This is a genomic window from Enterobacter sp. RCC_40, from assembly GCF_041360735.1.
In the GTDB taxonomy this organism is placed as follows: domain Bacteria; phylum Pseudomonadota; class Gammaproteobacteria; order Enterobacterales; family Enterobacteriaceae; genus Enterobacter; species Enterobacter ludwigii.
Genome location: NZ_JBFUPR010000004.1, coordinates 135,555 through 148,255 on the forward strand (window position 1 = coordinate 135,555; position 12,701 = coordinate 148,255).

Below are 12,701 nucleotides of genomic sequence, written 5' to 3' on the forward strand. Positions count from 1 at the left end.
CCAGCCCCGTGCTGGCCTTTTGCTTTTGTCAGCCAGATAGCCTGACACTGCGCTTTGCGTGAAACCGATTACACCCCACCCGATATACCTCGCTTTCAGAATAATCTCTTTGCATGATCGCATGTCTTATGCTGTTACATTTCCTTTCAGTTAAGTCTGAAATTCATTCAAACGCGATGCGCATCAACTAATTTACCTCTATATTTTCAAAGCTTTAATTTTATTTACGGTTGCACACCAGTGTAACCGATTACACCAATGTGATTTATCTCACATATTTATCCGGGTTGCTCACTTACCCTTAACATCGATAAAACTGATAACCCAACTGGAGGGCATAATGCCTGACAATAAAAAACAGGGGCGTACGTCCAATAAGGCGATGACATTTTTCGTCTGCTTCCTCGCCGCCCTGGCAGGATTACTTTTTGGCCTGGACATTGGCGTGATTGCCGGTGCGTTACCCTTTATCACTGAAGAGTTCCAGATAAGCGCTCACACCCAGGAGTGGGTAGTAAGCTCCATGATGTTTGGTGCGGCCGTGGGTGCAGTGGGCAGCGGCTGGCTCTCTTTCAGGCTGGGCCGCAAAAAGAGCCTGATGATCGGTGCAATCCTGTTTGTTGCCGGTTCGCTCTTCTCAGCAGCGGCTCCAAACGTTGAGGTATTGCTGCTTTCTCGCGTGCTGCTTGGCCTGGCCGTGGGTGTGGCGTCGTATACCGCCCCACTCTATCTCTCTGAAATCGCACCCGAGAAAATCCGTGGCAGCATGATTTCGATGTACCAGCTGATGATCACCATCGGCATCCTCGGGGCTTACCTTTCCGATACCGCGTTCAGCTACAGCGGCGCATGGCGCTGGATGCTTGGCGTGATCATTATCCCTGCCATTCTGCTGCTGATTGGCGTTTTCTTCCTGCCGGACAGCCCACGCTGGTTTGCAGCGAAGCGTCGTTTCGTCGATGCCGAGCGCGTGCTGCTGCGACTGCGCGATACCAGCGCGGAAGCCAAAAACGAACTGGAAGAGATCCGCGAGAGCCTGAAGGTAAAACAGTCAGGCTGGGCGCTGTTTAAAGAGAACAGCAACTTCCGTCGTGCGGTATTCCTGGGCGTGCTCCTGCAGGTGATGCAGCAGTTCACCGGGATGAACGTCATCATGTACTACGCACCAAAAATCTTTGAACTGGCGGGGTATACCAATACCACCGAGCAGATGTGGGGGACCGTCATCGTTGGGTTGACTAACGTTCTGGCGACCTTTATCGCTATCGGTCTGGTGGACCGCTGGGGCCGTAAGCCAACCCTGACGCTGGGCTTCCTGGTGATGGCCGCCGGTATGGGGGTTCTCGGCACGATGATGCACGTGGGGATTCACTCTCCAACCGCCCAGTATTTCGCAGTGGGCATGCTGCTGATGTTTATCGTCGGGTTTGCGATGAGCGCCGGTCCGCTGATTTGGGTGCTGTGCTCTGAAATCCAGCCGCTGAAAGGGCGTGATTTCGGTATCACCTGCTCCACCGCGACCAACTGGATTGCCAACATGATTGTCGGTGCGACGTTCCTGACCATGCTCAATACGCTGGGCAACGCGAACACCTTCTGGGTCTACTCCGGCCTGAACATCTTCTTTATTGTTCTGACGCTGTGGCTGGTTCCTGAAACCAAACACGTGTCACTGGAACATATTGAACGTAACCTGATGAAAGGTCGTCCACTGCGCGAGATTGGCGCACACGACTAATTCTCTGGCGGGAGGTGCCTCTTGCACCTCCCCGCTTCGCGCTTTATGCTCTGCCCCTATGAAAGCACCCCGTCTCCCCATCGCCCTTCAGCAAGCCGTTATGCGCAGCCTGCGGGAAAAACTCGCCCAGGCCAACCTGAAACTCGGCCGGAATTACCCTGAGCCGAAACTCGTCTACCAACAGCGTGGCACGGCGGCGGGCACGGCATGGCTCGAATCCTATGAGATCCGTCTGAACCCGGTGCTGATGCTGGAAAATCAGCAGGCGTTTATTGAGGAAGTGGTGCCGCACGAGCTGGCGCACCTGCTGGTATGGAAACACTTTGGCCGCGTGGCACCCCACGGCAAAGAGTGGAAGTGGATGATGGAAGCCGTGCTGGGCGTTCCGGCACGCAGAACCCATCAGTTTGAACTTGAGTCGGTACGCCGCAATACCTTCCCCTACCGCTGCCAGTGTCAGCAGCATCAACTTACCGTTCGCCGTCATAATCGCGTGGTGCGCGGCGAGGCCACCTACCGTTGCGTCAAATGTGGTGAACCGCTGGTCGCGGAATAACCAACTGAACTTTCAGGAACTTTCCTGATCTGACTGATTGCATACAGGAACAACATTCGTTACGTTGCGGGCTCGTTTTGACACGGAGTGTAAGATGTCCCGTAATTTTTCTCTCGCGGTCGCTTTTCTGGCGACAGCACTCTCCGGCCAGGCTCTGGCCGACGGTATTAACAGTTTCTCCCAGGCAAAAGCGGCGGGCGTGAAGGTCAACGCGGATGTTCCCGGTGATTTTTATTGCGGCTGTAAGATTAACTGGCAGGGTAAAAAAGGGATCGTTGATCTCGAATCCTGCGGCTATAAAGTGCGTAAGAATGAAAACCGCGCCAGCCGCATCGAGTGGGAACACGTGGTGCCGGCATGGCAGTTTGGCCACCAGCGTCAGTGCTGGCAGGATGGCGGTCGTAAAAATTGCGCCAAAGATCCGGTCTATCGCCAGATGGAAAGCGATATGCACAACCTGCAACCCGCGGTTGGCGAGGTGAATGGCGATCGCGGCAACTTTATGTACAGCCAGTGGAACGGCGGAGAGGGTCAGTACGGCCAGTGCGGCATGAAAGTTGATTTTAAAGAGAAAGTCGCTGAGCCCCCGGCCCGCGCGCGCGGCAGTATCGCCCGCACCTATTTCTATATGCGTGACCGTTACGACCTCAACCTTTCCCGCCAGCAGACGCAGCTGTTCAACGCGTGGGACAAGCAATATCCGGTGACGGAATGGGAATGCCAGCGTGACGAGCGCATCGCGAAAGTTCAGGGTAATCACAACCCTTACGTCCAGCGGGCTTGCCAGGCGCAAAAGAGCTAACCTACACTAGCGGCAATTCGCTTACACCGCATGACATATGGAATTTCTGACTATGCGCATTCCTCGCATCTACCACCCTGAGCTGATTACCGTCGGCCGCGAAATTGCCCTCTCTGACGATGCCGCCAACCATGTTGGTCGCGTACTGCGCATGGGAGCAGGACAAGCTATTCAGCTGTTTGATGGTTCTAATCAGGTTTTCGACGCGGAAATTACGCGTGCTGATAAAAAAAGCGTGCATGTAACGATATTGCGCGGCGAAGTGGATGACCGTGAATCTCCGCTGCACATACACCTGGGACAGGTGATGTCGCGCGGAGAAAAGATGGAATTCACCATCCAGAAATCCATTGAACTGGGTGTAAGCCTCATTACGCCACTTTTTTCTGAGCGCTGTGGCGTTAAACTGGATGCGGAACGTCTGAATAAAAAGATCCAGCAGTGGCAGAAAATTGCCATTGCTGCCTGTGAACAGAGTGGCCGCAACCGTATTCCGGAGATCCGCCCGGCGATGGATCTGGAGGACTGGTGTGCTGAAGAGGAAAGCGGGCTGAAGCTCAATCTCCATCCACGCGCCAGCGCCAGCATCAATACGCTGCCGCTACCCGTTGAACGTGTTCGCCTGCTGATTGGTCCGGAAGGCGGCTTGTCCGCTGACGAAATTGCCATGACGGCGCGTTACCAGTTTACTGATATTCTGTTGGGACCTCGCGTTCTGCGTACTGAGACAACGGCACTCACAGCCATTACCGCGCTACAGGTGCGTTTTGGCGATCTGGGTTAACGCTAAGCCTGAGCCCTCAGGCTTTTAACGGAGATGAAAATGATCAAGCTCGGCATCGTGATGGATCCCATCGCAAACATTAACATCAAGAAAGATTCCAGCTTCGCGATGCTGCTGGAAGCGCAGCGTCGCGGCTATGAACTCCACTACATGGAGATGAACGATCTTTACCTGATCAACGGTGAAGCCCGCGCACGCACCCGCATCGTTAACGTCGAGCAGAATTACGACAAATGGTATGAATTCGGCACCGAGCAGGATATTGCCCTTGCCGACCTCAATGTCATTCTGATGCGTAAAGATCCTCCGTTCGACACCGAATACATCTACTGCACCTATATCCTTGAGCGCGCGGAAGAGAAAGGAACGCTGATCGTCAACAAACCGCAGAGCCTGCGCGACTGTAACGAGAAGCTCTACACTGCATGGTTCTCTGACCTGACGCCTGAAACGCTGGTGACCCGCAACAAGGCACAGCTGAAAGCGTTCTGGCAGAAACACGGCGACATCATCATGAAACCGCTGGACGGCATGGGTGGCGCATCTATTTTCCGCGTGAAGGAGAGCGACCCGAATATTGGGGTGATTGCCGAAACGCTGACCGAGCTGGGCACGCGTTACTGCATGGCACAAAACTACCTCCCGGCCATTAAAGATGGCGATAAACGCGTTCTGGTGGTGGATGGTGAACCGGTGCCGTATTGCCTCGCGCGTATCCCGCAGGGCGGCGAAACCCGCGGTAACCTCGCGGCAGGTGGTCGCGGTGAGCCGCGCCCGTTAAGTGAAAGCGACTGGGAAATTGCCCGCCGCGTTGGCCCGACACTGAAAGCCAAGGGCCTGATTTTTGTCGGCCTGGATATCATCGGCGATCGTCTGACCGAAGTGAACGTGACCAGCCCAACCTGTATTCGTGAAATCGAAGCGGAATTCCCGATTTCGATCACCGGAATGCTGATGGACGCCATCGAGAAACGTTTACAGAAATAACCTTTCAATACTATTAGTGACAGCACCCCGGTTTGTCCGCATACTGGGGCTGTCGCTTTTTAAACCAGGAAACAGTACCTCTGACAATGAATTTACAGCATCACTTTCTTATTGCCATGCCTGCTCTCCAGGATCCGATTTTTCGCCGCGCTGTGGTTTATATTTGTGAATACAATGAAGACGGCGCGATGGGCATTATCATCAACAAACCGCTGGAAAACCTGCAGGTTGAAGGGATTCTGGACAAGCTGAAAATTTCGGCTGAAGAGCGTCTGCCGGAAATCAGGCTTGATAAACCGGTGATGCTGGGCGGGCCACTCGCAGAGGATCGCGGTTTTATCCTGCATACGCCGCCGGTCTTCTCTTCCAGTATTCGCATCTCTGACAACACCGTCATTACGACCTCTCGCGACGTACTCGAAACGCTGGGTACCGCTGAGCAGCCGTCGGAAGTGCTGGTGGCGCTGGGCTACTCCTCCTGGGAGAAAGGCCAGCTTGAGCAAGAGATCCTCGATAACGCCTGGCTGACCGCGCCTGCGGACATGAACATTCTGTTTAAAACCCCTATTGCCGATCGCTGGCGTGACGCCGCAAAACTGATCGGCATTGATATCCTGACTATGCCTGGCGTAGCGGGGCATGCCTGATGAGCGGAACACTTCTGGCCTTCGATTTTGGCACCAAAAGCATAGGCGTCGCCGTGGGTCAGCGAATCACGGGTACCGCACGTCCACTCACGGCCCTGAAGGCCAGTGACGGCACACCGGACTGGAACCTCATCGAGCGCCTGCTAAAAGAGTGGCAGCCGGATGACGTCATCGTTGGGTTACCGCTGAACATGGATGGCACTGAACAACCGCTTACCGCCCGAGCGCGTAAGTTCGCCAATAAAATCCATGGCCGCTTTGGCGTCTCCGTGAAGCTCCACGACGAGCGTCTGAGCACCGTTGAAGCACGCGCAGGTCTTTTTGAACACGGCGGTTTCAGGGCTCTCAACAAAGGCAGCGTTGACTCCGCGTCTGCTGTCATCATTCTCGAAAGCTATTTCGAACAGGGTTATTGAGCGCCGGGGCCTGGAGTTGCCCCTGCGCCCGTCTTTCAGCCAGGCTCTGGTCAAAGTTCTGCATCCCCGACTGCTGGCCGGTTTGAATAATACCGGGCAATTGCCACGTTTTTCCTTCGCGAATGAGATTCGCCGCCGCCGGAGTATTCACCAGCAGCTCATAAAGCGCCACGCGCCCGCCCTGCGCATCGGGGAGGAGCTTTTGCGCCAGCACCGCCCGCAGGCTGCCGGCCAGCTGATTGCGCACCGGATCTTTCTCCTGCGCCGGAAACGTATCGACCAGCCGCTCAATCGCCTGCGCTGCCCCGCGGGTATGCAGTGTCGCGAGCACCAGATGTCCGGTTTCTGCCGCCGTCAGCGCGAGGCGGATTGTTTCACTGTCGCGCAGCTCACCCAGCAGTATGACATCAGGATCCTGGCGTAACGCCCCGCGCAGCGCGTCGGCAAATGACGGGCTGTGTTGGCCAATCTCGCGCTGCTGGATCAGGCACCGTTCGCTCTGGTACAGAAACTCCACCGGGTCTTCGAGCGTCAGAATATGCCCGTCAGTATGGTGATTAAGAAAATCCACCATCGCTGCCAGCGTAGTGGACTTACCGCTGCCGGTTGCCCCGGTGACCAGAATTAGCCCGTTGTCACTGGATAACAGCTCAGGAACAACCCGGGGCACCCCCAACACGGAGAGTTGCGGGCAGACCCCGGGCAACAGCCGCAGCGTCATTGAGACGCCGCTTGTCTGTTTAAACGCGCTTCCGCGCAGGCGCTGATTGCCCGCCAGGGTAACGGCAAAATCCACCTGCCCGTTCGCCCACCACGTTCCCTGCTGCTCATCGTTGAGCCACGCTTTTAATAGCGTATCGACTTCGGGAGGCGGAAACGGCGCGGGTTCAAGACGACCTGATCTGCGCCAGCGCGGTGGCGAATCACTGCACAGGTGTAGATCGGAGACATTATGCTTTACACTAAGGGCCACAATTTCTTCCACATCCATACAATACTCCTCGGAAAATGAACGACATTGCGCACAACCTGGCACAGGTCCGGGACAAAATCTCAGCTGCAGCAACACGTTGCGGCCGTGCTTCAGAAGAAATTACGTTACTTGCAGTGAGTAAAACCAAGCCTGCGAGCGCCATCGCAGATGCGATTGAGGCGGGTCAGCATGCGTTTGGTGAAAACTACGTGCAGGAGGGCGTGGATAAAATTCGCTTCTTCCAGGAACAGGGGAAGACGGATCTGCAATGGCACTTTATTGGCCCCTTGCAGTCGAACAAAAGCCGTCTGGTCGCTGAACATTTCGACTGGTGCCATACCATTGACCGTTTGCGTATTGCTTCGCGCCTGAACGACCAGCGCCCTGAAGCGTTACCGCCGCTGAATGTGCTGATTCAGGTCAACATCAGTGACGAAAACAGCAAGTCCGGTATTGCGCTGGAAGAACTGGATGCGCTGGCAGCAGACGTCGCGGCACTGCCGCGCTTAACCCTGCGCGGGTTAATGGCCATCCCGGCACCGGAGTCAAGTTATGAAAGGCAGTTTGCCGTGGCACAGCAAATGGCTGTAGCATTTGAGGCGCTTAAAGCGCGCTATGAAACGGTAGACACGCTTTCTCTGGGCATGTCGGATGATATGGAAGCCGCCATCGCGGCAGGCAGCACTATGGTGCGCATCGGCACGGCAATTTTCGGTGCGCGCGATTACACCCAATAATAAGGAAACCTGAGGAACGCCATGAAGACGTTGACTTTCCTGCTTTCAACGGTCATTGAGCTGTATACGATGGCGCTGTTACTGCGCGTCTGGATGCAGTGGGCCCGCTGTGATTTTTACAATCCGTTCTCGCAGTTTGTCGTGAAAATCACGCAACCTATCGTAGGACCGCTGCGTCGCGTCATTCCGGCGATGGGTCCCATTGACAGTGCTTCTCTGCTGGTCGCGTTTATTCTGAGCGTGATCAAAGCGATTGTGCTGTTTATGGTTATCACCTTCCAGCCGATAATCTGGATTGCCGCCGTTCTGATCCTGATAAAAACCGTCGGTCTGCTGATCTTCTGGGTGCTGCTGGTCATGGCGATCATGAGCTGGGTAAGCCAGGGCCGTAGTCCGGTGGAGTACGCGTTAATTCAGCTGGCTGAACCGCTGCTGCGTCCAATCCGTAACCTGCTTCCGTCTATGGGCGGCATCGATTTCTCTCCGATGATCCTGGTTCTGCTGCTGTACGTCGTGAATATGGGGATCGCTGAGCTGTTACAGTCCACGGGCGATATGCTGCTGCCGGGGCTGTGGATGGCGCTATGAGTGCAGTGAGCACCTGCGCTGACGGGCTGGTTTTACGGCTGTATATTCAGCCGAAAGCCAGCCGTGACAGTATTGTTGGACTGCATGGCGACGAGCTAAAAGTCGCCATCACTGCCCCACCGGTTGATGGCCAGGCGAATGCGCATCTGACCAAATATCTGGCAAAACAGTTTCGTGTCGCCAAAAGCCAGGTGATCATCGAGAAAGGTGAACTTGGGCGGCATAAACAGGTAAAAATTCTCAACCCGCAATCTATCCCGACGGAAGTCGCGGCGCTGACAGAGCAGGATTAAACCATGCAGAAAGTTGTTCTCGCTACCGGTAACGCCGGTAAAGTGCGCGAGCTGGCCTCGCTATTAAATGATTTTGGACTGGATGTCGTTGCACAGACCGAACTGGGTGTGGATTCCGCCGAAGAGACAGGGCTGACGTTTATCGAAAACGCGATCCTGAAAGCGCGCCATGCCGCACAGATTACCGGTTTGCCCGCGATTGCCGACGACTCCGGTCTGGCGGTAGATGCCCTTGGCGGTGCGCCGGGTATCTACTCCGCACGCTATTCTGGCGTCGATGCCACCGACCAGCAGAATCTGGAAAAGCTGCTTGTCGCGCTGAAAGACGTGCCAGATGATAAACGCCAGGCTCAGTTCCACTGCGTACTGGTCTATCTGCGTCATGCCGAAGACCCTACGCCAGTCGTCTGCCACGGCAGCTGGCCGGGTGTGATTACCCGTGAAGCGGCAGGCAGTGGTGGCTTTGGCTACGACCCGATTTTCTTTGTCCCGTCTGAGGGCAAAACCGCTGCGGAACTGTCCCGCGAAGAGAAAAGCGCGATTTCCCACCGTGGACGCGCCCTGAAACTGTTACTGGAAGCACTGCGTAATGGCTAATTTGCCGCCTCTGAGTCTTTATATTCACATCCCGTGGTGCGTGCAGAAATGCCCGTACTGCGATTTCAACTCGCACGCGCTGAAAGGTGAAGTGCCGCATGATGACTACGTTGCGCATCTGCTGGCCGACCTCGATGCCGATGTACCTTACGCACAGGGACGTGAAGTTAAGACCATTTTCATTGGTGGCGGTACGCCGAGCCTGCTTTCTGGCCCGGCGATGCAAACGCTGCTGGACGGCGTGCGTGCGCGCCTGAACCTGGCCGCGGATGCTGAAATAACAATGGAAGCCAACCCCGGCACCGTTGAAGCCGACCGTTTTGTCGATTATCAACGTGCAGGCGTAAACCGCATCTCGATCGGTGTCCAGAGCTTTAGCGAGCCGAAGCTGAAACGTCTGGGACGCATTCACGGCCCGGAAGAGGCAAAGCGCGCGGCAAACCTGGCCACTGGCTTAGGCCTGCGCAGCTTTAACCTGGATTTGATGCACGGCCTGCCGGACCAGTCGCTGGAGGAAGCGCTGGACGATCTGCGTCAGGCGATCGCGCTTAACCCACCGCATCTCTCCTGGTATCAGTTGACTATTGAGCCAAACACGCTGTTTGGTTCCCGTCCGCCGGTGCTGCCGGATGATGACGCCCTGTGGGATATCTTTGAGCAAGGTCATCAGCTTTTGACCGCAGCAGGTTATCAGCAGTACGAAACCTCCGCATACGCGAAGCCGGGTTACCAGTGTCAGCACAACCTGAACTACTGGCGCTTTGGTGATTATCTGGGGATTGGCTGTGGCGCGCACGGTAAAGTGACCTTCCCTGACGGGCGCATCCTGCGTACCGCCAAAACGCGTCATCCGCGTGGTTACATGGAAGGCCGCTACCTTGAACGTCAGCATGATGTTGAGGCGGCGGATAAACCGTTTGAGTTCTTTATGAACCGCTTCCGCTTGCTGGAACCCGCACCACGTGCGGAGTTTGCGCGTTATACTGGATTGCCGGAAGCCACGATTCGTCCGCAGATTGACGAGGCGCTGGCGCAGGGATATCTCACCGAGTGTGAGGATTACTGGCAGATCACCGAGCACGGCAAACTGTTTTTAAACTCCCTCCTTGAGTTGTTCCTCGCAGAAGATTCCTGAAGGCTGATTCAGGATTTTGCACCCCATTCTGCCGGCTGAGGGAAAGGCTGGCAGAGTGTGGGGATGGATATTACTCGTACTGATGCAAAACAGCTCAGACGGGAGCTGACAAAAGAAGAAAGACGGCTTTGGTATCTACTGCGCAGCCGCCGCTTCGAAAATTATAAATTTCGTCGACAACATCCTGTAGATCACTACATTCTGGATTTCGCCTGCTGTGCGGCTCATCTGGCTATTGAACTGGATGGCGGGCAACATGATGAAAAGCAGGAATACGATCGTCAAAGAACGTGCTGGCTTAACGAGAAAGGCTGGTATGTCATTCGATTTTGGAACAACGAACTCTGGAATAACGAAGAAGCGGTGTTAGAAAAGATCCTTGAAACACTGCAAATGCTGCAACCCTCACCCCGGCCCTCTCCCTGAAAGGGAGAGGGCGCAAACCATCCCCTCGCCCCTTTGGGGAGAGGGTTAGGGTGAGGGGAAATTACTTCAGCGTTCCCACCAGCGCCTTGCGGCTATCTTCCAGCGACACCACGCGTTTACAGACGTCTTTGCCGAACTGCTGGAAATCGTCTTCCTGGTTCTTCCACTCGTTCTGAATCGAGGTCTGCAGCCCACCCAAACTACCGAGCACGCCCTGCAGTGGGTTACCGCCGCCTTTCAGCACCGCTTTAGCCCCCATCTCGTTAATACTGTCCTGCAGGATGCCACCCATTGCCTGGTTCACCAGCTGCTGACCGTCGGCACGAACCTGATCGATTGCCTTGTAATGGAACGTCAGGCCGTCGGCGCGATGCTCAATAATGCGGTTCATCTGCTCTTTCAGCTGTTTGTCGAGCTTCGTCAGGCGGGTGCGCATGTTACTGCTCTCTCCCACCTCTTTGGTGATGATCTTATCCAGCGCGACGCGGCTCTTCTCTACGCGCGTCAGGGCACCTTCATCAATCCACGGCAGCGCGGTACGCAAATCGGCCTGGTAGTCTTTCGCCTGCTCACGCTGAGCGGGGGTCAGGTTGTACTGTTTACCGTTAAATGTGACGTTCCCGTCCGGCGTAATCACCAGATGACCGTTCTCGCCTTTGACCTGTACGGTTTGCGGGCTTAACACCACGTCATCACGCGGGGTGACGCTACATTTATACTCCGCATGAGCGGTGAATCCGGTTGCCATTAAGGCAACAGCCAGCAACGTTTTGCGCATCTTAAACACTCCCTCAGACAAAATGGGCCAGCTAATGCTGGCCCCTTACTGCTTAATTAGTCCCACCAAACGTCAAAAAGTTCGCTGACGCGGACATCTTCCAGTTTGTGGTCTTCAAGCCATTTGCGCACAAGCGCCTGATGTTCTTCGGTGCATTTACCGACTTGCTGGGTGCAGATCAGACCTTCCCATGCCAGGTAACCGCTACCATCAAAGGCCAGCTTGTTTGGCTCGATCACTTCATTAATGAACGCATCTACGTCCTGATCGATCTGGTCTACGCTGGTGCCTTCCGGGAAACGCCACGCAACGGAGAAGCCCACTTCCTGGAATTCTTCGATGTGCATTTTTTTACGCAGACGACGGCTACGATTCTTTGCCATTATTTCACCCTCTCGAACATTAAGTCCCATACGCCGTGACCAAGACGATGGCCACGCTGTTCAAATTTTGTCACCGGACGTGAATCCGGACGCGGTACATAGTCGTTGCTTGCAGACTGGTTTTTATACCCGTCCAGAGACGACATGACTTCCAGCATATGTTCCGCATAAGGTTCCCAGTCGGTCGCCATATGGAAGACACCGCCCAGTTTCAGCTTACTTTTTACCAGCTCAGCAAACGGCGCCTGAACGATACGGCGTTTATTATGCCGTGCTTTGTGCCACGGGTCAGGGAAAAAGAGCTGAACCATGGTCAAAGAATTGTCAGGAATCATTTTGTGCAGCACTTCAACCGCGTCGTGACACATAACGCGCAGGTTCTCAACGCCCTCTTCATGAGCCGTTGCCAGACATGCGCCTACGCCTGGTGAGTGCACCTCAATGCCGAGGAAATTTTGCTCCGGGCGCGCGTGGGCCATGGTAACCAGTGAAGACCCCATACCGAAGCCAATCTCCAGTGTTACCGGCGCGTCGCGACCAAACAGCTCGGTAAAGTCCAGAGGCTGCTCGCTGAACTCAACGCCCATCACCGGCCAGTAGTTGTCCAGCGCATGTTGCTGCCCTTTGGTCAGGCGACCCTGACGGCGGACAAAGCTGCGAATACGGCGCAGCGGGCGACCGTTTTCATCAAATTCCGGTGAAATGACGTCGTTTTTCATAAAAGAGTTGTCTGCTTGTGAGAATGTTCGGGAAACGGGCATTATCCAAAGTTAAGGCTTCTATGCAAGCATGGGAAAGATCCGGTTTACAGCAGATTGACGCTGTGCTGCAATCGGCGTCCCTGATTATGCGAATCGATGA

17 protein-coding genes are annotated in these 12,701 nt (G+C 55.1%); 13 read left to right on the forward strand and 4 right to left on the reverse strand.

Going from position 1 to position 12,701, the window contains the following annotated elements; all coding sequences use genetic code 11:
* Positions 1-340 precede the first annotated feature (340 nt).
* The 7 genes from galP (at position 341) to ruvX (ending at position 5,930) form a co-directional block, all read left to right on the forward strand.
* Positions 341-1,738: a galactose/proton symporter gene (gene galP / locus AB6731_RS15245; RefSeq protein WP_014171560.1), complete on the forward strand. Its 1,398-nt coding sequence runs from the start codon at positions 341-343 to the stop codon at positions 1,736-1,738.
* 58 nt (positions 1,739-1,796) lie between these two features.
* The gene (locus tag AB6731_RS15250) at positions 1,797-2,294 is read left to right on the forward strand and encodes a SprT family zinc-dependent metalloprotease (protein WP_032670169.1); all 498 of its coding nucleotides are present in this window, start codon (positions 1,797-1,799) and stop codon (positions 2,292-2,294) included.
* A 94-nt stretch (positions 2,295-2,388) separates the two neighbouring features.
* Entirely contained in the window at positions 2,389-3,096 is a 708-nt protein-coding gene (endA, locus tag AB6731_RS15255; RefSeq protein ID WP_232947204.1) for a deoxyribonuclease I, read from the forward strand.
* A 52-nt stretch (positions 3,097-3,148) separates the two neighbouring features.
* Complete coding sequence (gene rsmE / locus AB6731_RS15260) at positions 3,149-3,880, forward strand: 16S rRNA (uracil(1498)-N(3))-methyltransferase (RefSeq protein WP_020883697.1); 732 nt, start codon at positions 3,149-3,151, stop codon at positions 3,878-3,880.
* A 39-nt stretch (positions 3,881-3,919) separates the two neighbouring features.
* A complete protein-coding gene (gene gshB / locus AB6731_RS15265) occupies positions 3,920-4,867 on the forward strand; it encodes a glutathione synthase (protein WP_020883696.1) in 948 nt (315 codons plus the stop codon).
* Between the two features lie 86 nt (positions 4,868-4,953).
* Positions 4,954-5,514, forward strand: coding sequence for a YqgE/AlgH family protein (locus AB6731_RS15270; RefSeq protein WP_020883695.1), 561 nt, complete (start codon positions 4,954-4,956; stop codon positions 5,512-5,514).
* Positions 5,514-5,930 carry a Holliday junction resolvase RuvX gene (gene ruvX, locus AB6731_RS15275; protein ID WP_014171567.1) on the forward strand — a complete coding sequence of 139 codons (417 nt, stop codon included), beginning with the start codon at positions 5,514-5,516 and terminating at the stop codon, positions 5,928-5,930. The genes AB6731_RS15270 and ruvX overlap by 1 nt, the downstream gene beginning before the upstream one ends.
* Here ruvX and AB6731_RS15280 read toward each other — a convergent pair.
* Positions 5,896-6,921 (reverse strand): type IV pilus twitching motility protein PilT, encoded by a 1,026-nt coding sequence (locus AB6731_RS15280; protein WP_214580503.1) that lies wholly within the window; start codon positions 6,919-6,921, stop codon positions 5,896-5,898. The two genes, ruvX and AB6731_RS15280, sit on opposite strands and share 35 nt — an antisense overlap.
* A gap of 17 nt (positions 6,922-6,938) precedes the next feature.
* Between AB6731_RS15280 and AB6731_RS15285 the strand changes: the two genes are divergently transcribed.
* The 6 genes from AB6731_RS15285 to AB6731_RS15310 all read left to right on the forward strand — a co-directional run bounded on the left by AB6731_RS15285 (position 6,939) and on the right by AB6731_RS15310 (position 10,679).
* Positions 6,939-7,640 (forward strand): YggS family pyridoxal phosphate-dependent enzyme, encoded by a 702-nt coding sequence (locus tag AB6731_RS15285; protein WP_014171569.1) that lies wholly within the window; start codon positions 6,939-6,941, stop codon positions 7,638-7,640.
* Positions 7,641-7,661: 21 nt separating this feature from the next.
* Positions 7,662-8,228 carry a YggT family protein gene (locus AB6731_RS15290; protein ID WP_014171570.1) on the forward strand — a complete coding sequence of 189 codons (567 nt, stop codon included), beginning with the start codon at positions 7,662-7,664 and terminating at the stop codon, positions 8,226-8,228.
* Entirely contained in the window at positions 8,225-8,521 is a 297-nt protein-coding gene (gene yggU / locus AB6731_RS15295; RefSeq protein WP_014885193.1) for a DUF167 family protein YggU, read from the forward strand. The genes AB6731_RS15290 and yggU overlap by 4 nt, the downstream gene beginning before the upstream one ends.
* Before the next feature lie 3 nt (positions 8,522-8,524).
* The gene (locus tag AB6731_RS15300) at positions 8,525-9,118 is read left to right on the forward strand and encodes an XTP/dITP diphosphatase (RefSeq protein WP_014171572.1); all 594 of its coding nucleotides are present in this window, start codon (positions 8,525-8,527) and stop codon (positions 9,116-9,118) included.
* Positions 9,111-10,253: a radical SAM family heme chaperone HemW gene (gene hemW / locus AB6731_RS15305; protein WP_014171573.1), complete on the forward strand. Its 1,143-nt coding sequence runs from the start codon at positions 9,111-9,113 to the stop codon at positions 10,251-10,253. The genes AB6731_RS15300 and hemW overlap by 8 nt, the downstream gene beginning before the upstream one ends.
* A 63-nt stretch (positions 10,254-10,316) precedes the next feature.
* Positions 10,317-10,679: an endonuclease domain-containing protein gene (locus AB6731_RS15310; protein ID WP_328704182.1), complete on the forward strand. Its 363-nt coding sequence runs from the start codon at positions 10,317-10,319 to the stop codon at positions 10,677-10,679.
* Between the two features lie 61 nt (positions 10,680-10,740).
* Here AB6731_RS15310 and AB6731_RS15315 read toward each other — a convergent pair whose 3' ends face one another.
* From AB6731_RS15315 to trmB, 3 genes are read right to left on the reverse strand one after another with little or no spacing between them, the layout of a single operon-like run.
* A complete protein-coding gene (locus AB6731_RS15315) occupies positions 10,741-11,457 on the reverse strand; it encodes a DUF2884 domain-containing protein (RefSeq protein WP_040018846.1) in 717 nt (238 codons plus the stop codon).
* 56 nt (positions 11,458-11,513) lie between these two features.
* Complete coding sequence (locus tag AB6731_RS15320; RefSeq protein ID WP_032678951.1) at positions 11,514-11,840, reverse strand: YggL family protein; 327 nt, start codon at positions 11,838-11,840, stop codon at positions 11,514-11,516.
* Entirely contained in the window at positions 11,840-12,559 is a 720-nt protein-coding gene (trmB, locus tag AB6731_RS15325; protein ID WP_020883687.1) for a tRNA (guanosine(46)-N7)-methyltransferase TrmB, read from the reverse strand. Before trmB ends, AB6731_RS15320 begins: the two co-directional genes overlap by 1 nt.
* Positions 12,560-12,701: the final 142 nt, after the last annotated feature.

Excerpts from the sequence above, each read along its gene's own strand:
- galP (WP_014171560.1), top strand. The coding sequence starts at position 341 with ATGCCTGACAATAAAAAACAGGGGCGTACGTCCAATAAGGCGATGACA.
- AB6731_RS15250 (WP_032670169.1), top strand. The coding sequence starts at position 1,797 with ATGAAAGCACCCCGTCTCCCCATCGCCCTTCAGCAAGCCGTTATGCGC.
- endA (WP_232947204.1), top strand. The coding sequence starts at position 2,389 with ATGTCCCGTAATTTTTCTCTCGCGGTCGCTTTTCTGGCGACAGCACTC.
- rsmE (WP_020883697.1), top strand. The coding sequence starts at position 3,149 with ATGCGCATTCCTCGCATCTACCACCCTGAGCTGATTACCGTCGGCCGC.
- gshB (WP_020883696.1), top strand. The coding sequence starts at position 3,920 with ATGATCAAGCTCGGCATCGTGATGGATCCCATCGCAAACATTAACATC.
- AB6731_RS15270 (WP_020883695.1), top strand. The coding sequence starts at position 4,954 with ATGAATTTACAGCATCACTTTCTTATTGCCATGCCTGCTCTCCAGGAT.
- ruvX (WP_014171567.1), top strand. The coding sequence starts at position 5,514 with ATGAGCGGAACACTTCTGGCCTTCGATTTTGGCACCAAAAGCATAGGC.
- AB6731_RS15280 (WP_214580503.1), bottom strand. The coding sequence starts at position 6,921 with ATGGATGTGGAAGAAATTGTGGCCCTTAGTGTAAAGCATAATGTCTCC.
- AB6731_RS15285 (WP_014171569.1), top strand. The coding sequence starts at position 6,939 with ATGAACGACATTGCGCACAACCTGGCACAGGTCCGGGACAAAATCTCA.
- AB6731_RS15290 (WP_014171570.1), top strand. The coding sequence starts at position 7,662 with ATGAAGACGTTGACTTTCCTGCTTTCAACGGTCATTGAGCTGTATACG.
- yggU (WP_014885193.1), top strand. The coding sequence starts at position 8,225 with ATGAGTGCAGTGAGCACCTGCGCTGACGGGCTGGTTTTACGGCTGTAT.
- AB6731_RS15300 (WP_014171572.1), top strand. The coding sequence starts at position 8,525 with ATGCAGAAAGTTGTTCTCGCTACCGGTAACGCCGGTAAAGTGCGCGAG.
- hemW (WP_014171573.1), top strand. The coding sequence starts at position 9,111 with ATGGCTAATTTGCCGCCTCTGAGTCTTTATATTCACATCCCGTGGTGC.
- AB6731_RS15310 (WP_328704182.1), top strand. The coding sequence starts at position 10,317 with ATGGATATTACTCGTACTGATGCAAAACAGCTCAGACGGGAGCTGACA.
- AB6731_RS15315 (WP_040018846.1), bottom strand. The coding sequence starts at position 11,457 with ATGCGCAAAACGTTGCTGGCTGTTGCCTTAATGGCAACCGGATTCACC.
- AB6731_RS15320 (WP_032678951.1), bottom strand. The coding sequence starts at position 11,840 with ATGGCAAAGAATCGTAGCCGTCGTCTGCGTAAAAAAATGCACATCGAA.
- trmB (WP_020883687.1), bottom strand. The coding sequence starts at position 12,559 with ATGAAAAACGACGTCATTTCACCGGAATTTGATGAAAACGGTCGCCCG.